The 22,655-nt window shown below is 40.2% G+C and carries 27 protein-coding genes; 3 read left to right on the top strand and 24 right to left on the bottom strand.

Annotated features, from left to right (window positions below):
• Positions 1–2 precede the first annotated feature (2 nt).
• The 6 genes from FC60_RS02135 to FC60_RS02115 all read right to left on the bottom strand — a co-directional run bounded on the left by FC60_RS02135 (position 3) and on the right by FC60_RS02115 (position 5,100).
• The gene (locus tag FC60_RS02135) at positions 3–443 is read right to left on the bottom strand and encodes a TetR/AcrR family transcriptional regulator (protein ID WP_082601317.1); all 441 of its coding nucleotides are present in this window, start codon (positions 441–443) and stop codon (positions 3–5) included.
• Positions 444–864: 421 nt separating this feature from the next.
• Positions 865–1,041, bottom strand: coding sequence for a Txe/YoeB family addiction module toxin (locus FC60_RS09245; protein WP_235806055.1), 177 nt, complete (start codon positions 1,039–1,041; stop codon positions 865–867).
• A gap of 168 nt (positions 1,042–1,209) precedes the next feature.
• Positions 1,210–2,223 carry a type II secretion system F family protein gene (locus tag FC60_RS02130; protein WP_056936863.1) on the bottom strand — a complete coding sequence of 338 codons (1,014 nt, stop codon included), beginning with the start codon at positions 2,221–2,223 and terminating at the stop codon, positions 1,210–1,212.
• Positions 2,192–3,169 carry a competence type IV pilus ATPase ComGA gene (gene comGA, locus FC60_RS02125; protein WP_056936862.1) on the bottom strand — a complete coding sequence of 326 codons (978 nt, stop codon included), beginning with the start codon at positions 3,167–3,169 and terminating at the stop codon, positions 2,192–2,194. Before comGA ends, FC60_RS02130 begins: the two co-directional genes overlap by 32 nt.
• A 104-nt stretch (positions 3,170–3,273) precedes the next feature.
• Positions 3,274–4,005: a YebC/PmpR family DNA-binding transcriptional regulator gene (locus tag FC60_RS02120; protein WP_056936861.1), complete on the bottom strand. Its 732-nt coding sequence runs from the start codon at positions 4,003–4,005 to the stop codon at positions 3,274–3,276.
• 78 nt (positions 4,006–4,083) lie between these two features.
• The gene (locus tag FC60_RS02115) at positions 4,084–5,100 is read right to left on the bottom strand and encodes a substrate-binding domain-containing protein (protein WP_056936860.1); all 1,017 of its coding nucleotides are present in this window, start codon (positions 5,098–5,100) and stop codon (positions 4,084–4,086) included.
• 132 nt (positions 5,101–5,232) lie between these two features.
• Between FC60_RS02115 and FC60_RS02110 the strand changes: the two genes are divergently transcribed.
• On the top strand, positions 5,233–6,336 hold the full coding sequence (locus FC60_RS02110) for a M24 family metallopeptidase (RefSeq protein ID WP_056936859.1): 1,104 nt from the start codon (positions 5,233–5,235) through the stop codon (positions 6,334–6,336).
• 44 nt (positions 6,337–6,380) lie between these two features.
• Here the strand turns inward: FC60_RS02110 and FC60_RS02105 are convergent, their stop codons facing one another.
• Entirely contained in the window at positions 6,381–6,812 is a 432-nt protein-coding gene (locus FC60_RS02105; protein ID WP_056936858.1) for a hypothetical protein, read from the bottom strand.
• A 1-nt stretch (position 6,813) separates the two neighbouring features.
• Positions 6,814–7,251: a DUF948 domain-containing protein gene (locus FC60_RS02100; RefSeq protein WP_007122401.1), complete on the bottom strand. Its 438-nt coding sequence runs from the start codon at positions 7,249–7,251 to the stop codon at positions 6,814–6,816.
• Positions 7,252–7,358: 107 nt separating this feature from the next.
• Here FC60_RS02100 and FC60_RS02095 point away from each other — a divergent pair, with 107 nt between their 5' ends.
• Positions 7,359–8,222 (top strand): mechanosensitive ion channel family protein, encoded by an 864-nt coding sequence (locus tag FC60_RS02095; RefSeq protein WP_007122400.1) that lies wholly within the window; start codon positions 7,359–7,361, stop codon positions 8,220–8,222.
• A 70-nt stretch (positions 8,223–8,292) separates the two neighbouring features.
• Here the strand turns inward: FC60_RS02095 and FC60_RS02090 are convergent, their stop codons facing one another.
• From FC60_RS02090 to FC60_RS02060, 7 genes are all read right to left on the bottom strand, one after another.
• The gene (locus FC60_RS02090) at positions 8,293–8,589 is read right to left on the bottom strand and encodes a HigA family addiction module antitoxin (RefSeq protein ID WP_056936857.1); all 297 of its coding nucleotides are present in this window, start codon (positions 8,587–8,589) and stop codon (positions 8,293–8,295) included.
• A 14-nt stretch (positions 8,590–8,603) separates the two neighbouring features.
• Positions 8,604–8,888, bottom strand: coding sequence for a type II toxin-antitoxin system RelE/ParE family toxin (locus FC60_RS02085; protein ID WP_056936856.1), 285 nt, complete (start codon positions 8,886–8,888; stop codon positions 8,604–8,606).
• Between the two features lie 147 nt (positions 8,889–9,035).
• On the bottom strand, positions 9,036–9,554 hold the full coding sequence (locus tag FC60_RS02080) for a YfcE family phosphodiesterase (protein WP_056936855.1): 519 nt from the start codon (positions 9,552–9,554) through the stop codon (positions 9,036–9,038).
• A gap of 1 nt (position 9,555) precedes the next feature.
• Positions 9,556–10,146 (bottom strand): XTP/dITP diphosphatase, encoded by a 591-nt coding sequence (locus FC60_RS02075; protein WP_056936854.1) that lies wholly within the window; start codon positions 10,144–10,146, stop codon positions 9,556–9,558.
• Positions 10,147–10,149: 3 nt separating this feature from the next.
• The gene (gene trxA, locus FC60_RS02070; RefSeq protein ID WP_056936853.1) at positions 10,150–10,467 is read right to left on the bottom strand and encodes a thioredoxin; all 318 of its coding nucleotides are present in this window, start codon (positions 10,465–10,467) and stop codon (positions 10,150–10,152) included.
• A 15-nt stretch (positions 10,468–10,482) separates the two neighbouring features.
• A complete protein-coding gene (locus FC60_RS02065) occupies positions 10,483–12,852 on the bottom strand; it encodes an endonuclease MutS2 (protein ID WP_056936852.1) in 2,370 nt (789 codons plus the stop codon).
• Positions 12,853–12,863: 11 nt separating this feature from the next.
• Positions 12,864–13,394: a CvpA family protein gene (locus FC60_RS02060; protein ID WP_056936851.1), complete on the bottom strand. Its 531-nt coding sequence runs from the start codon at positions 13,392–13,394 to the stop codon at positions 12,864–12,866.
• A 79-nt stretch (positions 13,395–13,473) separates the two neighbouring features.
• On the opposite strand from FC60_RS02060, the gene rnhC reads away from it, so the two are divergent.
• Positions 13,474–14,379: a ribonuclease HIII gene (gene rnhC, locus FC60_RS02055; protein ID WP_056936850.1), complete on the top strand. Its 906-nt coding sequence runs from the start codon at positions 13,474–13,476 to the stop codon at positions 14,377–14,379.
• A gap of 38 nt (positions 14,380–14,417) precedes the next feature.
• On the opposite strand, the gene FC60_RS02050 is transcribed toward rnhC, so the two are convergent.
• From FC60_RS02050 to FC60_RS02010, 9 genes are all read right to left on the bottom strand, one after another.
• Positions 14,418–14,720: a DUF1292 domain-containing protein gene (locus tag FC60_RS02050; RefSeq protein ID WP_056936849.1), complete on the bottom strand. Its 303-nt coding sequence runs from the start codon at positions 14,718–14,720 to the stop codon at positions 14,418–14,420.
• A gap of 8 nt (positions 14,721–14,728) precedes the next feature.
• On the bottom strand, positions 14,729–15,169 hold the full coding sequence (gene ruvX / locus FC60_RS02045; RefSeq protein WP_056936848.1) for a Holliday junction resolvase RuvX: 441 nt from the start codon (positions 15,167–15,169) through the stop codon (positions 14,729–14,731).
• Complete coding sequence (locus tag FC60_RS02040) at positions 15,169–15,432, bottom strand: IreB family regulatory phosphoprotein (protein WP_040468432.1); 264 nt, start codon at positions 15,430–15,432, stop codon at positions 15,169–15,171. The genes ruvX and FC60_RS02040 overlap by 1 nt, the downstream gene beginning before the upstream one ends.
• A 117-nt stretch (positions 15,433–15,549) precedes the next feature.
• Positions 15,550–16,932: a KxYKxGKxW signal peptide domain-containing protein gene (locus FC60_RS02035; RefSeq protein WP_056936847.1), complete on the bottom strand. Its 1,383-nt coding sequence runs from the start codon at positions 16,930–16,932 to the stop codon at positions 15,550–15,552.
• 65 nt (positions 16,933–16,997) lie between these two features.
• Positions 16,998–18,476, bottom strand: coding sequence for an N-acetylmuramoyl-L-alanine amidase (locus tag FC60_RS02030; protein ID WP_056936846.1), 1,479 nt, complete (start codon positions 18,474–18,476; stop codon positions 16,998–17,000).
• Between the two features lie 192 nt (positions 18,477–18,668).
• Positions 18,669–19,721: an acyltransferase gene (locus tag FC60_RS02025; protein WP_056936845.1), complete on the bottom strand. Its 1,053-nt coding sequence runs from the start codon at positions 19,719–19,721 to the stop codon at positions 18,669–18,671.
• Between the two features lie 2 nt (positions 19,722–19,723).
• Positions 19,724–20,632 carry a glycosyltransferase family 2 protein gene (locus FC60_RS02020; RefSeq protein WP_056936844.1) on the bottom strand — a complete coding sequence of 303 codons (909 nt, stop codon included), beginning with the start codon at positions 20,630–20,632 and terminating at the stop codon, positions 19,724–19,726.
• Between the two features lie 4 nt (positions 20,633–20,636).
• Positions 20,637–21,707 carry a glycosyltransferase gene (locus FC60_RS02015; RefSeq protein WP_235806053.1) on the bottom strand — a complete coding sequence of 357 codons (1,071 nt, stop codon included), beginning with the start codon at positions 21,705–21,707 and terminating at the stop codon, positions 20,637–20,639.
• Positions 21,708–22,652 (bottom strand): glycosyltransferase family 2 protein, encoded by a 945-nt coding sequence (locus tag FC60_RS02010; protein WP_056936843.1) that lies wholly within the window; start codon positions 22,650–22,652, stop codon positions 21,708–21,710. It abuts the gene before it with no gap.
• Positions 22,653–22,655: the final 3 nt, after the last annotated feature.

Below are 22,655 nucleotides of genomic sequence, written 5' to 3'. Positions count from 1 at the left end.
ACCTATGAAAACTTGACAGATACTAAATCTGTCCGCTTTCTTGACATAGGACCATTCTCCATCTTTTTATTAAAATCAATCATCATATTAAGAAATTCTTCATCTTTTCTAGAAAGTAAAGGGATATCACTATTTAAAAAATTATTTTCCCAATTATTATCTATCCCATCAATTAAGAATTCTTTGAATTTAATTTCTAAACGAATATTTTTCCCAGTAACTTCCTTCCGTAAATTCTCCGTTTTCTGTAATGAATAATTAAAAAATTTTTTGATCAATTCTTTAAATACATCTTCTTTACTACTGAAATAATTATAAAAAACTCCTACAGAGACTCCTGCTGCCTTTGTGATGTCTTTAGTTGTTATGGAAGTTATACTCCTATTCTTTAACAAAGTATCAGTAGCATTTATCAACTTTTGTTTATTATCTTCTCTCACCATAAAAGTCCTCTTATCCAAAATCAAAATTACATATATGAATTATAGTTCATTTTTTCAAGCGTTTTATATGAACTACTATTCATTTGCGATATCATATGCAAATATGATTCTGATCATCACGAGTAAATTAAAGTTCTATATAAACAATTTTAGAGATACCTATCTCAATTAAAGTGAATCCAGGTAGTTTCCGTAATTTTTTCATTTTATACACCATTTAATTTTTATTACCCAGACATAGATTTGGGCTAGTTTGATCAAACCTCCTTTACACTAATGTACGTAGTAAAATTTCTGCCGTTCCAAAAACTTTCTATATTCCAAAATGTGGCAACTAGAAATAACTATTAAATAGTCCTCGACCAAAATAAAAGGCCCTGAATTAACAGAGCGCCAAGTTGTAGTCTAATATTCAAATTACTTAATCGTAGCGACCCCAAGCCGAATAAATAACAACTTCCTTCATTTCTCCATTTACTTTATATACAACCCGATGCTGTACATTGATTCGTCGTGAATAAAAACCAAGAATTGGTGATACGAGTTTTTCAAAACTTTGATTGTATTGACATGGATTATTTTTTAACTGATCTACTATCTTACTAAAACTTACTAAAATTTTTCTCTAGATAGTTACCTTTATCCGCTTTAAATCTTTTCGTCCCTGCGTTGGTGTTACAATCTCCCTCATCTTTCTTACCTCACGGATCTGTTTCTCAACATAATTGTTAACCTTATTTTAATACGTGTACTTGATGGTATACATTCAATTCACACTTTGTAACGAATGATAAATCGGTAATAAAAGGCTCAAATACATGCCTCCAATAATCAAGGCAATTAACATAAACAAAATTGGCTGAACAAGTTCTAAAAGTCGTTCCGTTTGATTAATGAAACGTTGAAAAAGCATTCGCGAATAAATCAACAATTCATCCCCCAGCTCGCTCGTAGTTAAGCCCCGATTAAAATACGAAGCCAACTCATCTGGTAAATAGATAGTTTTTAAAATCACCCGTTCAATGGATTGTCCCCGTTGGGTTTGGCGGGTCAATTGTTGGATCACTTGGTAAACCATTGATTGTTGATCATACTGGCGCGTAACGCGATGAATATCTTGAAACGACATTCCATGGGCAATCATCATTCCTAACACATTGACTAAATAATAATGCCAATATAATCGCCAATAATTACCTACCACTGGTAAATGACATAACCAGTTAATTCGCTCTAACCGTGGCATTTTCAACAAAACGATCCCCTGCCAAATCAAGATCGTCATTATCGCACTAACCGTCATCACTAAAATTTGCAATATACGTGGGTTTATCCCCCAGTCGCCTTGTTGCCAACTTGATAGTTGTGGTCCGACATAGTGAACCATAATCATCATGAAGACTCCTAAGACGGTCAATAACAATAACGGATATTGTAAAAGCCCACGTAACTTTTGCCGTTGTTGATGCTGCTTGGTTAAAAACTCACCAATCTGGCGTATGACGCTTGCTAGATTACCTTCTTGTTCTGCTAATTTCAGTTGATAATATAAATCCGTGCGTAGCCACGGCTTCATGGTTTCAGCTAAGCCAACCCCTTGGACCAATTGTCGCTCCATCTTTTGGAACCTATCTAACTCTTTAGGAAAGATTCTCCCCGAAAAGGCTAAGGCCTGGGGTAAATTCATCCCACTGTTCAGGGCATCACCTAAAAAAACAAACCACTGGGCTTGATGACTCAAGTTAAATTTAGCCGGCTTTAAATTGCTGGTAAGTTTCATCCGTAATTCTCCCTTCTTCACAAGCTCGTGCTAATTCAAACCGCCAACTTTGGGCAACTCCTGATTCTTCATGGCCAATTGATTGGGTTAAGTCATCCCCACTTAATTGATCAAAATGAAGCGCCCAGCTTTGATCATGCAAGGGGATGAGTCGCTGATAACTAACCGCTAACAGAGCCTGATGTAAATAATATTGATCAACCCCTAATTGTCGCAAACGTGAGAGCACCCCCTGGGCACTGCGCGCATGAATAGTGGCCATGACTAACTGGCCACTCAGGCCCGCTTGAATGACCATTTGCGCCGTTTGGGAATCCCGGATTTCACCAATGATTAAAATCTGGGGACGATGACGTAAGCTCGTTTTAATCAAAGTTTGATAATCCATGCCGGCAACCGGATTCACTTGGGTTTGTAAAAAGCGCTCATGACTGATTTCCACCGGATCTTCAATTGTCATAATCGTTTTTTGATCGATAAATTGCTCAGCCAGGCGATACATTGTCGTCGTTTTCCCTGACCCCATTGGACCGGCAAAGAGCATCACGCCCGTTTGCTGAGCTAAGACTTGTAGCCCTTCCCAATGTGAAGGGACCAAAACTTGAAAATCAGCTTTTGGCGGATAAATAAATCGCACCACCATCGACTCTTGACCGCGATAATCACCAACCGTTGAGATCCGCAGGTTAATTTTTTGACCGGGATCCATCTCCCATTCCAAAGCTCCAGATTGCGGTCGACGATGCTCACTGATATCTAGGTTGCTCCGATACTTTAAATAAGCCATGATTCGCTGTCCACTGTGTTTCGAAAAATGGTACCGTAGTGCTAATTTGCCCTGTATTAAGGTAGAAAGCCGATATCCAGCTGCTTCGGGCATTAAGTAAGCATCGGTCACGCCTTCTTGAATCATGATTTGTAACTCACGTTTAATTTGTCCTTCCATTGCTAATCCTCCCTATAGCAATATACGTAACAAATTTATAAATTTCCGATGGCAAACAAAAAGCGATGACCAAAAAGTCATCGCTCCGTTGATTGACGCGCTGTTTATGCTTCTGGAATAAATCCAGCTTCATAAACATCCGCCACATCATCATTTTCTTCTAATTCATCGATTAAGTGTTGGTATTGGCTTACCTTATCTGATGGTACTTCCGTTTTGTTTTCCGGAATCATCGTAACTTCGGCTGTTTCCAATTCGTAACCGTCAGCTTGCAATGCGTCCCGAACTGCGGTCATGGCACTTGGATCCGTGTAAATGTGGAACATTTCCTCATCTGCTTGCATATCATCAGCACCGGCATCTAAGGCATCCATTAACATTTCGTCTTCATCCTTGTCCAAATCTTCCCGTAAGATTTCAATCAAACCTTGACGATTGAACATGTATGAAACGGAACCGTTAGCACCTAAGGAACCCCCAGAGTGAGTAAAGGCTGACCGGATTGCAGACGCTGTCCGGTTCTTGTTATCCGTTAAACAAGATACCATGACAGCAACCCCACCAGGACCATAGCCTTCGTAAGTGATTTCTTCAAAGTTAGCACCACCAGCACCGGTTGCTTTGTCAATCGCCCGTTGAATGTTTTGCTTAGGCATGTTTGCTGCCCGCGCCTTATCCATCACGAGTCGTAATTGAGGATTGTTAGCTGGATCGGGATCGCCAGCCTTAGCTGCTTGGTATAAATCCCGTGAGATCTTTTGGAAGATCTTACCACGCTTAGCATCTTGGGCGTTTTTCCGTCCTTGAATGTTATGCCATTTTGAATGTCCTGACATTTGTGTCGTCCCCTTTTCTTTTTCAGATTTAAAAACAGATTAATTTTACTAGATTTACCGACTAAATTCAAGTTAGACCTATTGATCGGCGCGAGTAGTTTGCCGTTCGACTAACTCATGGTTCATCACCACATTGAGTTCTTCATCTTCACCCGCCCCTTCGGTCATCATCTTGGTCAAGAGACGCATTGAAACAGCCCCCAAATCATACATTGGTTGCGAAATCGTCGTTAACATTGGCCGGGTTAATTGAGCGGTAGCCGTACCGTTTCCGGCAATAATTTCAAAATCATCGGGAACCTTTTTCCCTAAATCAGTTAAGGCATTTAAAACTCCGGCAGCCATTAAATCATCAGAAACAAATAAGGCCGTAATCCCTTGATCCAAGATCTGTTGAGCTAGTTGGTATGATTCTTGGTAATTATCATGGCCAACAAAAACATTAGCTGGATCAAATACTAATCCTTGCGCTTCTAGTGCCTCTTGGTAGGCCGGAATTCGATTCTGAGCATTAATTGGAGTTTGATCATATCCCACTAATAAGCCAATCTTTTGGTGCCCATGCTGAGCCAAGAAGTTTACCGAATCCTTGGTTGCTTGGCGATAATCAATTCGGACACTTGGTAGTGAATCATCATCCACGACCGAGCCCGATACTAGAACGGGAATGGCTGAATTATCAAATTCTTTTTTTAGATCATCGGATAAATCATGACCCATGAAAATAATACCGTCGACTTGTTTAGCCAGCATACTTTGAATCACCTGAACAGGTTGTTGTTCGACAGTGTCCAAACTCGTTAAAATCATGTCATACTTGTAAATAGCTGCAACATCATCAATCCCAGCCGCTAATTCAGCAAAATAACCATCGGTAATTTGGGGAATTACCACCCCAACGGTTGTAGTTTTCTTACTAGCCAAACCACGCGCTACCGCATTAGGCCGATAATTCAAGCGCTTGATTACTTCTAAGACCTTATCCCGCGTTTCTGGTTTCACATTCGTATTCCCGTTGACAACCCGCGAAACCGTCGCCATTGAAACATTTGCTTCATGGGCCACCGTATAAATTGTTACCGGTTGTTTTTTCATAATAAACCCCTTTCATCACTAAGGTGATCTGTTTTCATTCATTTTCATTTATAATAGCTCAAATTAACGGAAAGTGCAAAACGGACTAGAGACAAAATGCTATAATGAAAATAATTGAAGGAGGCCGATAATATGGCATATAAAAAATTAGTTGAACTACAAACTACCCTACAAAATCATCAAATTGATGTCGCTTATCTTAGCGATCCGATGACTATTAAATATCTAACTGGGTTTGGCAGTGATCCTTATGAACGGATTTTAGCTTTAATCGTTTTCCCCGACCAAGATCCCTTCTTATTTGGACCAGCCTTAGAAGTTGAAGCTATCAAAGGCACCGGCTGGCCATATTCAGTATATGGTTACCTTGACCATGAACAACCCTTTGCGATGATTGCTGAGCAGATTAAGAAACGGTTACCGGATCCTCACCAGATCGCAACCGAACAAAATTATCTCACCGTTAGTCGTCAACGGGCCTTACAAGAACAATTCCCCCACGCCAAATTCGATCACGATCTAACGCAGACCATCGAACACATGCGTTTAATTAAGAGTGCGGACGAAATTGAAAAATTAAAAATTGCGGGTCAATGGGCTGACTTTGCCTTTGAAACTGGCTTTAAGGCCGTCCAAATTGGCCGCACCGAACAAGAAATCTCCGCTGAAATTGAATATGCGCTCAAGAAAAAAGGGATTATGGAGATGAGTTTTGACACTTTGATCCAAGTTGGCCCTCATGCTGCCGAGCCTCATGGCGAAACGAGTACGAATCAAGTTCAGAATAACGAACTTGTGCTTTTTGATCTGGGAACTGTTTATGATGGCTACGTCAGTGATGCTTCTCGGACAATTGCGGTTGGAACTTTATCAGATCGGCAAAAAGAAATTTATCAAGTCTGCTTAGAAGCTCAGTTAACGGCCCAAGCGGCCGCTAAACCCGGTATTACCGCCGCAGAACTAGATAAAATTGCCCGTGACGTGATTGATCAAGCCGGTTATGGTGAATACTTCATCCACCGACTTGGTCATGGAATGGGAATGAGCGATCATGAATTTCCATCCATCATGGAAGGCAATGATCTTGTACTGGAACCAGGAATGTGTTTCTCAATCGAACCGGGCATCTATATTCCTGGCTTTGCCGGGGTTCGGATTGAAGACTGCATAGTTATTACTCCAGATGGAAATGAACCATTCACGCATATGACCAAAGAACTCCAATACTTTGGATAGTTAACAAAGCCCTTGACTTCACTTTAGAGGTCAAGGGCTTTCGCTTATTCAGTTGGCTCTTCATCAGTTTGATCAATGATGATATCACCATCGCCTTCGGAAACATCTTTGGTATTTTCACCGGCTAAGGCAGAACGAATATCAGCAATTTCTTCGTCAAAATCATTGGCACTAAATTGTTGACTCACCTGACTAACCTTATCATTAACTGTCTCGGTGACTTTATCAGTAGTGTCCTTAACTGTCGCCTTCAAATCTTGGAAACGATTGGCTGCTTTTTCACTATAATCTTGTGTAAAACCATCTACAATATCAAGCGCATTTAATGAATAGTCCGTCAGAAAATCCATTAAATCATAAGCCCGATCAGTCACCTTAGCCTTTAGTTCCTCTTTTTGTGCTGGCGTCAAAGATTGCCAGGCCACATAGGCCGCCGCTCCACCAAAAGCTAATCCCGCTAAAAATTTCTTTCCCATCTTATTCCGCCTCATGCTTCTTTCGTTTTCCAAAGCGCCCTAATGCTCCCATCATGGCTGCTTGGGCTGCCGTCTTAAAAATCCGATTCTTAAAAGGTGACTGCTCCCGTTGCGCATTTAACTTTTCAACCATTGCTCGAGAGGCATCATTTAAGTCGCTAACACTTTGACTGACGTTAGCAATCGCTTCAACAGCAGGCGTAATCTTTTCCGCCTTGTCGTTCAGGTCATCCATTAAACGATTCGTGTTTTCTAAAATGTCTTCTAACTCCCGACCAAGTGAATCGGCATCATTTCCTAATTGAGTAATTTGGCGCGTCGTTTCTTGTAACATCGCACTCATCCGCGTCAGAAAAATACATAAAAATACTACTAATACTACAAAGGCACCCGCCGCGATCAAACCGGCAATTGAGCCCATTGATTGTCCAATGATCATTCAATCGTCCTCCTTCATATAACTATTATCATATCATTTATAGACACCAGTCACAAACAGATTTAGTATGCTATGATAAAGTTACTATCATTAAGGAGTTACTTGACATGAATTCGCTCATATCCAAACAAGCGCAACTTGCGGCAAAGTCATTTACTAACCTGAACTGGGATCGACTCGCCCAAAATATTGTTGATAAGGCTTTTTCTTTAATTATGACGATCCTTATCTTTTTCCTTATTCTCGGAATTGGGAAACGGATCATTAATTCAATTTTTCATAATACCAAACGGATCACCCTATTAGGCGGTAGTCATCGTGCAGAAACCTTTCATTCGATTATCCTGAACATTTATCGCTATACTTGTTATTTTTTCTTTTTATATGCCATTCTCTCTTTAATCGGCGTTCCCATTGGCACCCTTATTGCCGGAGCAGGGATTTTTTCAATTGCTTTAGGGCTTGGTGCCCAAGGATTTGTGAGCGATGTGGTCAATGGTTTCTTCATTCTTTTAGAACAACAAATTGATGTAGGAGACATTGTCCAAATCGGAACCATCAAGGGCACGGTCAAAGCCGTTGGTTTGCGAACTACCCAAGTCCTCGGTAGTGATGGAACCTTAACCTTCATTCAAAACCGTAATATTACCATGGTCCAGAATTTTTCCCGCCACGATCTTACCGCCAATGTAGATATAGCTATTACCACTAAGACTCCTTTAAATGAGTTAAAATTAGTTGTTGAAAACTTAACCGATGAAATCATGAACGACTTTGACAATTTAACTAGCCAACCACAAATTATTGGCCCTACCACTAATCAAAACGGTCAATTAGTTTATCGGATCATGATCACGGCTAAAAGTGGTACCCAAACGGTCACGGCTAGCAAAATCCTCGCCCGTTATTTACAAGCCGCACAACAAGCACAGATTGAATTACAAACCACTAGTCATTATCCAATAAATTAGGGTTGAAGTAGGAACCAGAAACGTTCCTGCTTCAACCCATATTATTTTTAGACAGAAATTTTCTACCACTTTAATTTACTGATTGAATCGGCTTAATCTTTTGATATTCGTCGGCCTTCTCATTTTTGATCTGACGTAATTCTAAATTTAATTGAACATTCAAAAAATAACGATCTGACATGCCAAAGAAACGGCCCAAGCGAATGGAAGTATCTAGAGAAACTTGGCGACGATCATGAAGTAAATCTTGAATCCGTGAAACTGGAACATTAATCTCCTTGGCCAACCGATAAGCTGACAAACCATATGGTTCCATAAATTCTTCTTTTAAAACTTCGCTAAATTGTGGCGTTGGTATTCTTGTCATTTCATCACCCCCAATTAATGATAATCAGTTACTCTTACATCATATATTTCGTTATAGTTAAAAATCCTAAAGCAAATGCGGTACTGTCTATTAACCCTAATACTATATTGACCTTTTAATTTTCCAGTTAATTTTTCTAAGTGATTAGATGGTGGAATTCGAATATCGTTAATATTTTCTGCACTATCTAGCATAATCAGTTTTCTCAAAATGATCTGCTGAATATCACTTGGTAATGCTCTTGAAAATTGTTGATTAAAAATTTTCTCGGTTTCATTATCGGCAAACGTTTTAATCATAGGTTAGACCTACTTTCACTATTTTATTATACACGCGATACGTGTATTTACAATCGAATCTTTCCGTGCTTGTATAATCTCACAGAACATACGTTCTGTAAAGACAAAATTAAAACCTTTAGAGCATTACACTCTAAAGGTTGGTCATTAACGTTGCCAATCAAAGGCCAATTCTTCAATTGGCTGCATATCACGGTTATAATACTGCACTTTCCAAGCTGCTGGCGTCACCTCAACAATGGCAAAGGTCCCACCAATATATGCATATTCACCACGTGGCTGACTAATACTTCCCGGATTAATCAACAGATGATTGTCAGCCGTCGTGACCGCTAGTTGATGCGTATGACCATAACCAACGACATCAGCAGCTTCGGCTTCGGCTAACAGTAATAAAGGAGTTAGCGTTGAATTTACACTATAGTGATCACCATGGGTCACTACTACTTTTCCGTGATCAACGGTTGCGCGTTGAATCTCAGGATAGGAAAAGCCCCAGTCTGTATTTCCTTCCACCGTCAAAAACGGCGTTATGACATCCGTTGATGGATCAAGATTAGAATCACCACAGTGCATCATCAAGTCAACCTGATCACCAAAAGTCTGGACGATCCGGTCCAAAATCTGTCCTTCCCCATGATTATCTGAAACTAGTAATACCTTCATCCTAATTCCACCATTCTTTAAATTCTTGCATTAAAGCTTGGAGAGCCCGTCCCCGATGACTAATTTGATTTTTTTCGGTCATCGTCAAGGTCGCCATTGGCACTTCTAATTCATCTACCCAAAAAATCGGGTCATAACCAAACCCATTTTCACCTTGTGGAGTATCCAAGATATGCCCATTAACCTGTCCATTGACGACGATTTCTTCACCAGTCGGTTTTAAGCCGACGATCGTCGTATGAAAATGGGCCGTCCGTTCCGCAAAAGGAAGGCCATTTAATTTTTCAAGAACCTTTTGGTTATTAGCGGCGTCATCATGATCCCCCGCATAGCGCGCCGAATAAACACCCGGTTCTCCGTTTAAAGCATCAATCATCAAACCTGAATCATCTGCTAATACCGGTAAATTAAAAGCCGCTACTGCCGCTTGTGCTTTCTTGCGAGCATTTTCTTCAAAGGTCCGTCCATCTTCAACAATTTCTAATGGTGGAAAATCAGCTAAGGTTTTCACTTCCAGCTGATAAGGAGTTAACAAAGCCGCAAATTCTTGAGCCTTATGGGCATTCTTGGTTGCAATAATTATCGTTGCCATGACCTACTCCTTTAAATAAGCCTGGAGGACTTGAGCTAATTGCTCCTTAGAATGATAACCACTAATCTTATCCACCACGACACCATCTTTTTTAATCACCAAAGTCGGAATACTCATAATTTGGCATTCCTTAGCGGTCGCTTGATTACAATCAACATTTAACTTGTGAAAGCTAACTTGATTACCCATCGTTTCAGCCAATTCTTCAACGACAGGAGTTTGCATCCGACACGGGCCACACCATTGTGCCCAAAAATCAATTAATTGAACCCCTTGTTGGGTATCATTTTGAAATGTCGTGTTGGTCGTTTCGTGAATCATTTTCCTTCTCCTCAATTAAAAGAATGCAATGGTCGCTCCATCGCCACCATTGTTCGGGGTCGCAAATTCGAATGATTTGACCCGCGGATTACTCCGTAAGTATTCTTGGGTTCCCTTACGCAAGGCGCCGGTTCCTTTCCCATGAACAATTGTAACACTTGTTAAATTATTTAATAAGGCATGATCAATAAAAGCATCTAATTCGCTCATAGCCTGATCATACCGTTTACCGCGCAGATCAAGACGAGCCGCGGTTTGGCGGGTTTGAATCGTCCGAACAGGTCGTTTGTGTGCTTTCGGGGCGTCAGTTTTTATTTGTCCCGCCGCAACCTTAGTTAAATCGGCCTCGTCAATCGCCATTTTTAGAATTCCTAATTGGACCTCCCATTGGTGACGACCACGCTTGGCCACCAGTGTTCCTTGCTGACCATATGATTTGACTTGCACCGTATCACCAGGCTTTAAAGCTTGTTTAGCCTTAGCGCGTCGCAAGACCGAATTATGCGCTAATCGCGGATTATCCTGATGTAGGGCATTTAATTGCCCCTTAGCATTAATCAATTCGTGTTCTTTAACGTTCGCCCCTTGTTGGACCTGTAGTTGCCGAAGGTGATGGATAATCTTGTCGGCTTGCTTCTTCGCCTGCGCCACCTCATGGTTCGCCTTGGATCGCGCTTCATCATATAAACGGTCCCGCTGCTCGTCAAAACGAGTTAATTTTTGGATTAATTCTGCTTCTTTTTCTTCATTAGCTTTGCGAAGTTCAGTTAACTTGGCATTTTCTTCCCTTGCTTGCTTCCGTTGCTCCACCAGATCCCCAATCATTTGATTCAGATCTTGGCTATCAGCCTGCACGAGGGACTGAGCGGTTTGAATAATCCCCGGATCTAACCCCAGCCGGTTAGCAATCGCAATACCATTTGATTGCCCCGGAATCCCTATTAAAAGCCGGTATGTTGGTTGTAAAGTGGCTTGATCAAACTCCATGCTGGCATTAATGGTCGCTTGGCGATCATAAGCATAAACCTTCAATTCTGGATAGTGAGTCGTTACCATCACCCGGGCGCCACAAGTTCCAATCGCATCCAGAATTGCCATCGCCAGGGCTGCCCCTTCTTTTGGATCAGTCCCGGCCCCCAATTCATCCAGTAAAATCAGACTATGGTCGGTCATTTGTTCAAGGATGGTTTTGACATTTTCCATATGACCCGAAAAGGTACTCAAATTTTGCTCTAGGGACTGTTCATCACCAATATCAGCAAAGACATTGTCAAAGACGGTCACCTGACTATTTTCATTGGCCGGGATGAACATCCCTGACTGAGCCATCAATTGAATGATCCCCAAAGTTTTTAAGGTAATCGTCTTCCCACCAGTATTGGGCCCGGTAATCACAAGGGCTTGATAGTCTTGACCCAGTTGAATATCATTTGCAACCACTTGGTCTTGCGGAATTAAGGGATGCCGGGCTTGCCGGAGGTTAACGACCAACTGATCATTCACGATCGGTAGACTAGCTTTCATTTGTGCGGCTAACTTTGCTTTGGCATTAATCAAATCCAAATGTCCCAAGATCGCCTCATTTTGCGCAATCTCGTCTTGATATGGCCGAATCAAATCCGACAATTCAATCAGCACCCGCCGCATTTCTTGGACTTCTTCAATTTGGGCCTGGCGCAGGCGATTATTTAATTCCACCACGCTTCCTGGTTCAATATAAAGGGTCTGTCCACTGGCACTTTGATCGTGCACCACACCCCCAAATTGATTCCGATATTGTGCTAAGACAGGAATGACATACCGATCGTTTCGGATGGTAATAATCGGGTCAGATAACTTCTTAGCTTGTTTCCCCCGCGTATAATGTTCCAGCGCCTGGCGGATCTCAGTTTCCGTTTGGCTGATTAATTGACGCACTCCATGCAATTTCGTTGAGGCTTCGTCTTTCAACCGCCCATCAAGCTCTAAGGATCGCACTAACCGTTTGGTGACGTCGGGAATAGTCACAATTCGCGCTACTAACTGATCCAAAGTCCGCAAAGTCAACTTTTGATCCGCTAATTGTGCAAAAAACGTTTGCACCCGCATGCTAGTTCGCAACACCTGCATAATTTGGGCTAATTCTGTCCCGTTTAAGGCAGCATCAACTTTCAAACGTTTTAATTGCGGACTAATGTCGGCTAAGGTTGGAATGGGTATTCCCCCTTCAACTCGTAATAAATCAGCGCCATCGGTGGTTTCAACTAACCAGTCCTGGATAGTTTTTATATCAGTTTGGGGGACTAAAGCCCCTAATTCCCGTTTCCCGGCTGCAGAAACAAGAAAAGGCTCTAATAAGCCCTTGACCGCATCATATTCTAATGTCGATAAGATTTTTTCGTTCATTTTGTCTCCAATTATAAAATCCAATTAAAGAACCACTGGGTCAAAAAAGGCGTTTGATGAATGATCCATTGCGCCAATCCCGAAGCCGTTAACTGGTTTTGCCAGCCTTCAATTGGCAATACTTGAAAAATAACTAATAGTACAAAAATAATTAAATATGCAATTACCAGATTGACAATGCCACCAGCCCATTGATTTACCCAGCCAATCAACGGAATTCGATTAACCCAATGAAAACGACGAATCAACCAACGGCCAAGCGCATTGACAATTAGGAATAAAATTAAAAAAGCAATCCCGTGGTAGAAGAGTTGATTGGTAGCTAAAGTTAGGTTACTAGTTAAAGTCGTTTGAGCATTATCGGAACCGATTTGCGGGAAGATCTGCATTAAGAAGCTCCCGAAGCCATTAGCCCCCCATGAAGCCAGGAAGCAAGCGGCAAAGTAGATAACCAGGCTTAACACTAAAGCGACGAAGCCTTGCCGATAGCCCCGCAGGCCAGCAGCAATTAAAATTGCTAGAATAATTACTGTCAGAATCATTGCTTCCTCCTTGAGTTAAGAAATATTTTAGCATTTACCGGCTAGTTTTGCTATTGTATTGATTAGGAAGGAGAGAGTCATGAATGTCGTTATCCAGGTCGATCCTGCGACCTTTCAAAAAATGCAAGCTACCTACCCGACCCAAGGAAATCTACCCACGGGGGCCAGCTTCCAAGCTAAACTAAAGGGAGTCACCGTGACCGGTTATACCAAAAGTCGTAAGGTCATGTTTCAAGGCCAACTGGCCCAAGAAGAAGCCCAACGTTGGCAAGCTAATCCGGTCCAAAAAAAGGCAAATCTAACTAAAGATCCCAGTCTTCCCGCTGATTTTTCCCATTGGTCCGTCTTAGGATCAGATGAGGTTGGTGCCGGGAGTTATTTTGGACCCCTGACGACGGCAGCGGTTTATGTCGCGGCTAATCAAGTTGACCAGCTAACTCAACTGGGCATCCAAGATTCCAAAAAGTTAACGGATCCGCAAATTATTAAACTGGCCGAACAAATCATTGCGCTTTGTCCTTATACCTACTTAAATCTCATGCCTGAAGCCTATAATCAACGGATGCAAAAATATAATCAGGCCCAACTAAAAGCCCTTTGTCATAATATTGTCCTTGCTAAAACTCTGGAAAAGATCGCCCCAGCAAGGCCGCAAGCGATTTTAATCGATCAATTCGTCCAAGCGAAGACCTATTATCATTATTTGACTGGGCAACCACAAATCGTCAAAGATAAGGTTTACTTTCGGACTAAGGGCGAACAAGTTCACGTTGCCGTGGCCGCTGCTTCGATCGTTGCCCGCTATTATTCCTTGCAGGCAATGGATGCGCTCAGTAATGATGCCGGTATGACCATTCCAATTGGCGCTAATCACGCCGTGGATGAGGTGGCCGCCAAATTAATCCGTCAAGGCCAACAGCTTGGTCACTTCGCCAAATTACATTTTGGTAATACCCAAAAAGCCCAAGCGATCGCTAATCAATAATAAGAGCCAGACCACCATTTTAGTGATCTGGCTTTTCTTTATAGATTCACATTTCCCTCATCATCGATGAAAGTATTGAGAACTTCTTGCACCATCTCCCATTCAACATCATTTTCAATCGGTTGAAGTTCGATTTCATCATCTTCATCGTCCCCAGCTTGTTCAAAGGCAAAGGCTTGAATGCTGACTTCATCAGCATTTTCTTCTTCCGCCGGATATAAACAAATGTACCATTTCCCGGTTTCGTCAGATTGGAAACGCATCAGTTCCATATATAATTCTTCATTGCCGTTTTCGTCAACAAGGGTAAAAACTTCTTGTTCGTCACGTGGTTCTGTCATTGTTCTCCTCACAATTTGGTCGTTAATTTGCCATGGCGATCTAAATAATTCTGTAAGATCAGAGTGGCTGCTAATTCGTCAATCACTTGCTTTTGCTTTTTCCGCGAAACGTCCGCTTCCTCAATCAACATGCGCGATGCTTGAACGGTCGTTAAGCGCTCATCTTGATAGTCAACTGGCAGGTCGGGAAACTTAGCCTGTAAAAGTTCGCCATAATGCCGTGAGGCCTCCACACGAGGTCCCTCAGTATTATTCATATTTTTGGGCAAGCCGATAACAAAGCCGGCTACTTGGCGTTCTTTCACTAATTCAGCGATTCGTTCCAAACCAAAGACTTTCTCAGCTTCGTTAATCGGAACAATTTCTACCGCTTGGGCCGTCCAACCTAAAGGATCACTTTGGGCTACCCCAACGGTTTTTGAACCAACATCTAATCCCAGTAATCGCATTAATCGGTCACCCCATTATGGTGAAGGTAAGACCGCACTAGTTCTTCGACGATCTCATCTCGTTCATATTGCCGAATTAAATTCCGCGCATCATGCAGACGTGGAATATAAGCCGGGTCACCGGACATTAAATAACCGACAATCTGATTAATCGGCTTGTATCCCTTTTCTTCTAAGGCATCATAGACCGTCTTTAAGGTTGCTTCCACACTTTGCGGACGACCTTGGTTAAAATCGTAAAACATTGTTTCATCTGTTGCCATGATCGTTACCTCCATTAATATTACTGGTGTTATTTTACTATAAATAGTGGTTTGAAGCTAGCTATTGACCTTCATAAGAAAAAGAACCCCTGAATGATCAGAGAGTTCTTTATCCGATTAACCGTTATTAACGTTATAGGCAACCCCATTAGCATCAAAGTAGTATTCCTTACCATTAATGTATTGGGTCGTGTTCTTCAACATGGCGCCATCACTACCAAAGTAGTAGACGTGACCATCCTTCGTTAACCATTGATTAGTGTAACGAACACCGTTTTCGTCAAAGTAGTATTCTTTACCATCAACCGTCAATAGTTCGTTAACTACCTTAAGATAAGTTACTGGATCAAAGTAGTAATATGATCCATACCATTCTTTAAAGCCCGTTACAATTCGACCATCGGAACCAAACATGTACCAATCGCCCCATTGGGACTTAACATAAGCGTTGTCAACGCGGAGATGCGTAACAGGATCAAAATAGTAATAGGTTCCGGCCCATTGATAAACTCCACTAGCCATGGAACCGTCTTCAGTAAACATATACCAGTTACCATCAACGTATGAATATGAATTGGTAATTGCTAAGTAAGTAGATGGGTTAAAGTAATAGGTCTTATCGTTCTTATCCCAAGTGTACATGCCAGACACGATCTTTCCATCTTTGCCGAACATGTACCAATCACCCCATTGGGCTTGGCGATAATCGTCATCTACTCGAAGGTAAGTAGTTGGATCAAAATAATAGTACGTATCAGCCCATTGGTAAACCCGCGTAGCAATTCGACCATCGGTACCAAACATGTACCAAAGTCCCCATTGGGATTTAACATAATTGTTATCCACCCGTGTATAGGTCTTTGGATCAAAGTAGTAATAGGTCCCGGCCCATGCTTGAACTCCGCTTAATACCTGGTTACCATTCATTAAATACCATTGAGTTCCTGTACTGCTGCCATCATCACCAGGTATAGTGTTTAAGTTTACATATACTTCACCTTCCCAAGTTGGGTTATTGTAGGTCCAAGTAGTTGTGGTTTCACCATTAGTAGTGGTTTCCGTCTCAGTCCAAACAGCATCGGCATATACGATCTTTTTTTTGGAGGTTGAACTTTCGGCGGCCACACTACTTCCACCACCATTTTCATTAGACTCAGTCGACTCTGGATTATTACCGTCAGAACCAGGATTTTCTTGAGACTCGCTATTCGGAGTAGCTGAGCCTGAATCTGGAGTGCTGCTCCCGCTTTCTGGTGTTGTAGCAGAGTCACTACCAGAATTATTATTCCCTGATTCAACATCTCCATCAGCACTACCAGCTGATGACCCAGCAGAAGAATTTCCATCAGCATTCATTTCTGTGCTAGGACTATCATTTTCAGTAGCCGCACTAGCAACATTCGTTGCTGAATATACTCCAGCAGTGAATGCTGTCACAGCAATAGCTGCTGTTAACCATTTCTTACCACTTTTATATAACTTAAAACGTTTCTTTTCCATTTTAAATCCCCTTTAATTTTATACCTTCTTATTATAGCAATAAATAATAGGTGACAAAAGGTATTTCACAATTTACTAAATTGCTCTAAAACAAGTTGATAGAAATCACTCATTGTATAGGTCGTTCCGAAGTAATTACGAGCAGCACTACTCCAATAACTAATTGGGTCCGTATGATCAGTCCCCCCGAGGTAATTTGAAACATCAGCATGTGACCATAATGTTCCGCTACCATCAGAAGAAGCCAATGAAGGCGTCATCCCATAAAGTTTCATTTCCGTAGCGGTAAAGTATGCCGCATTTAGTAATTCTTTAGCAAAATCATAAGCACTATGCACTTCAACCTGTTCAAATTGGATTGCCCGACCGTTAGCTGGATAAGCAGCTCCCCAAGCTTCACGATCAGTTGAAGAAATAACCACAATATTATCTCCATTCACAAAAGCGTGAACGAAAGCAGAATCGTAATTGTTCTTCATATAGTTAATTTCACTCCAAATATTAGAACTTGGATTAGCAGTTTCATGGACAATCACCATATTTGGTTTGCCATCACTTGTCCCAGAATATGAGCCCGTCAAATCGGTTGGAATTACATAATCAAAGACAATTTGAGCTGGGCTTAAATTATTGTCAAGAATATATTTATTAATGGAATTGCTGTTTAAATCAGCATTGATTGTAATCCGGCCTTCACTATCTGCCGTCATCGTTAAGCCATCAGCGGTAAAGGTCTTGTTAGTTACTTTCAAGTAGGTAACTGGATCAAAGTAATAATATGAACCATACCAAGCCTTTAATCCCGTAACAATCCGACCGTCAGAGCCGAACATGTACCAGTCACCCCATTGGGATTGAACATAATTATTGTCTACCCGTAAGTAGGTTACTGGATCAAAATAATAATAAGTTCCGGCCCATTGTTGGACTTTAGTCAGTATCTTACCGTCGTTACCGAATAAGTACCAGTCACCCCATTGAGATTTAACATAATTATTATCCACCCGTAAGTAGGTTACTGGATCAAAATAATAATAAGTCCCGGCCCATTGTTGTACTCCTGATAAAGCTGATCCATCAGACCCCATCAAATACCAATTGTAGGCATTCGTGCTTGTACCGGTAATGGATGGTAAATATACATAATCTTCTTGATTAATTTTTGTTGACCCGTTTTCATAATACTTCCAGGTTCCATTTTCATTTCTCCATCCAGTAGCTGATACTGTATCAGTTGATGTAGTGGTTGAAGACGATGAACTATCGATATTATTACTGGTTGAACTTGATGAACCTTGGGTTCTATTTTCGCTAGATGAATCTGCAGTACTTGAACTAGTAGTAGCACTAGTTGCTTGTGAAGAATCAGTAGTAGCAGAGTTACTGGTAGTTTGTCCTAATTGAACAGTAGTTCCATTGGTATCATCAGCATTAGCTGATACTGTAGCGTATGATAATCCGGCCATGACAGCAACCGTAGTTAAAGCAGCCATACACCATGTTTTACCGTGTTTATATAGTTTGAAACGTTTCTTAGTTTCCATATAAAAAAAGCTCCTCCAAATCTTAAATGATTCATATTTATTTCGACATTCCCAAATATATCACGATTTTTTTAAGATTATAACCATTCTTTAAAGATGTTATCGAGCAGTCATCTTTGTAATCATAATGTAACCAGAAACGTCCCTTGAATCATCATGTTTAATAAAAGAAGCCCTTAACTATATTAAATTTTACTTGTAGAAAATCCACTTACCCAATCGGGTCTTTTGAAGTGGATAAACAATCAACAAAGATACAAGATAGACTATTAATGATAAAAGAACTAGATAACCAAAATTTTTATGCAATGGTAACAGGTAATACTTCATTGCAACAAAAATTGGATAATGAATTAAAAATATTCCAAACGAACTATTCGAAATGTCTACAATTGCTTTAGTACCTGATACCTTTATTTTCAGTCTGTTAAACAGACTGAACAAAAATACCGATACCAGTGGAAGCATAATAAAATCATACCAGACGTTGTATGAGACTCCATGACGATATGCTAGCACTTGATAGCCAGCAGTCATAACTATTAGAGCAATCGTTACGATTACATCAAGGCCCCAAGGTAAGCGAAAATTTTGATCCTTTAATTTTTTCATATAGTAACCTAAGACCACATACATGGCATAATAGCCACCACTGAATGATAGATCAAGCTGATTGCTAATTGCTGGTAATTTAAAAATCAGCAAAGTTTGATTTATAGTTGGTACCAAGAATAGATAAATCCCTAGCAGAACTGACATAAAAATAAGTATTTTAGAATTCATTTGCTTGATAGTGATGCTAACGTGGGGCAAGAACAAATAAATTCCCAGGATCATCGGCATATACCAAGCATTAGGCATATTGACCGGCTCAACAAAGAACGCTTGCTGAAAGTAGGTCCCTCCGTCAACGTTTGCATGTAGGTAGAAACGACTATATAAAAAGTAAATTGCAATCCACAGTTCCCAAGTAACGAATAGTTTCAACAGGTTATTTCGATAAAATTGAGATATTCTTTCTTGAGTCCAATCCCGATCCACTAAAAAATAACCAGTTAACATTAAAAAGATTGGAACACCTAATCTCCCAAATGTAAAGCCCAAGTAGGCACTCCAAGCATCAACATTCGAAAACGATAAATGTTCAAGGTCTGGTAAGTTATAGGCATCTTCGAAAACATGAGCCATAATAACAAAAAAGATCGCCAAGATTCTAAGAATATCTAAGCTTATGTTTCTCTTCATTATTACCCTTTCGTCTTCACTTTCACATACTCAATTTTTGGTCGGAAGAAAATCCCACGAATTGAAGATGAAATAATGATCCAAATTTTCTTCAACTTGTACGGTTGATCAGACCGTAATACCTTAATAATATTCCAATTAACCTTCGCAAATTGGAAACAACGACCATATAGTCCATTTGAGCGTGCTATAACACATTCATTTCGATAGGCTAATTTGTAACGCCATAACTTACTACCGTCATCTTTTGATAGATTAGATCCATTATTATCTTTGGTTTTATGAATTACGATGCTCTTACCAACTAAGTAACTAGGATGACGTTTTGAGATCCGATTAGAATACTCCATATCATCACCCCAAATAAAAAATTCCTTATAAGATAAACCCACTTCTTCAATAGTAGACGTTTTCAAAAAGAAGGAAACAAAAGTTGCCTGAATGGTGCGAACAAGCCCATCTTTAATATATTGCGACTCGTCTGGCCACTTCTTATAGATTTTTTGCCCATTCATTTTACATGGCTGACCATCAGTAAATAAAACTTCACTTGCAAGATAACCGTAGTTACCATCTAATAATTGGTCGGCCTTCAATAATTCCGCTAAGGCAGTGGGAGTTGGCATAGTATCATCATCCATTAACCAAACATATTGATAGCCACGTTCACAAGCCGCTTTTAAACCAAAATTAAAACCACCCGATCCACCCAGGTTGGCACCGGTATTCTCGTACAGAATCTGTTGATTATCAATCAAATCACTAATATATTCCTTTGTGTTATCAGTGCTGGCATTATCAACAACTAAAATATCAAAATTATTGACGGTTTGATTTTGGAGCGATTCAATCGATTCGCGAAGTAATTTTTTTCGGTTGTAGGTTACCACAATCGCACAAATTGGTTTCATATAGCTAATCCTCGCTAGTTGCTAACATTTTTTGCATGGCATGAGTGATATAGTATCCAGACCGCATTTGGTTAGCGATTTTCTCCACGTTTTGATGCATCTGTCGATACTCGTCTTCAGTCAAAGCATCAAGTTTCTCATTTAACTCATTTAAACTACTAATTGTAATTCCAACACCATTTTCAATCACAAAGTCGGCCAAAGCGGCTTGGTCCCAAATAATCACCGGAAGGCCCGAACTTAAATATAGTGAAGTCTTATGCGGATTATTCCACTTTAAATAACGCCCGAAGGTTCCATCACAAGTATCAACACTAGTACCATGCCAAACTAGACCAAAATTTTCATCCATATGGCTCGGTAATTCTGTCGGTAAAAATTGTCCACGATAGTTAAGACCATCATTGTATTGCTCCGCTGGATTAGGTCCAAATAAATCAAATCGATTTGTTGGATGGACATTATCCAAAAAGACGGCATCAATTAGATTACCGGCATAACAAACCGACTTATCATAGCCATGATATGGCTGTATTGGTTGTGGGTTATCATAGTCGAAAATTCCTAAATCCACTAAAGGCACTTTGACCCCATTTTGGCGTAAGAAATCATTCATTTTGGTATTATGACCGATAATCCCATCAGCCAAATTGAACGAATCAACTTCTGCCTGGCCTTTTTCCGGTTCATCCGCATACAAACGAATCATTTCAGCGTCATGAATGATAAAGTACAATTTAGCATGACTGTTCTGATGAACACTATCGGCAATTTGTTTAACCAGCTTATTTGAATATAAAGGGTACTGGATTACGACATTGTCAATATCAGGATGTTCTTTAAAAAAATTTGGCAAAATTGAATGTGATAACTGATACTTGTGTAAACGAGTATTGATCCAATCCCATAAATTATGGTGCCACCAAAAACCATCTTTCCAACCATAATCAAGCCAGAATTCTTGAAAGCCCATTTGTTCTTTTAAGAACTTAATATTATCCATATTTGCCTTCGGGCCACCAACGTTACCAGAAGGATCTTTTAAAGAAATAATGTAATTTTTCATAATTTCCATTTATTGTTTATTTTGATTTTCACTAACCTGTTGTAACCTAAATTCAAATTCACGACGTTCTTTCCGTTGAATGGCATCTAGAATGAGTCCGCTATAAAAAGACATAATTGCTGCTAAAAATATTAAGCCACAAGCGATCAAAGTCGGCATATTTAAAACCTTCCCCGTCATATGGTAAGGAATAAAGACTCGGGGAATAAAGAAAGCAATAGAAATTACCACTAATAACAATGATAACCATCCATAAAAGGGTAGTGGTTTATAATTTCGATAAAGAGTGGCAATTAAACGTAAAACTTTGAACCCATCTGAATAAGTATCCAGTTTGGATTCACTACCTTCTGGACGATCCCGATAATCAATAACATGATTTTTTACGGCTAAATTATTGACGATCGCGAAAATACTCATTTCGGTTTCAATTTCAAATCCTTTTGAAAGAACCGGGTAAGTCTTAACAAAGTTTTTACTAAATGCCCGATAACCGGTCATAATGTCACGAATATCATTTTTAAAGAAGAAATTAATACTTCCCCGAACTACTTTATTACCAATCCCATGGAATGGACGCTTGTTTTCTTCAAAATAGCTAGAACTAAGCCGATCACCAACAACCATATCATAGTTCTGATTAAGTACATACTCTGCCATTTTAGGAATTTCTTCAGCAGGATAGGTATCATCACCATCTATCATAATGTAACATTCAGCGTTAATTTCTCTGAACATACGTCGAATAACATTACCCTTCCCTTGAAGATATTCATGCCGGACAATTGCACCCGCTTTTTGTGCTAATTTTACAGTGTCATCCGAAGAATTATTATCATAAACATAAATATTCGCATCTGATATCCCATTTATCGCCTTTTTACAGTCGGCGACAACTTTTCCGATGGTTTTTCCTTCATTATAACAAGGTATCAAAATTGCTAATTTATCCATATA

This window comes from Limosilactobacillus gastricus DSM 16045, from assembly GCF_001434365.1.
In the GTDB taxonomy this organism is placed as follows: Bacteria; Bacillota; Bacilli; order Lactobacillales; family Lactobacillaceae; genus Limosilactobacillus; species Limosilactobacillus gastricus.
Note: the sequence above shows the minus strand (reverse complement) of the source record. Positions and strands in the feature narration are given on the sequence as shown.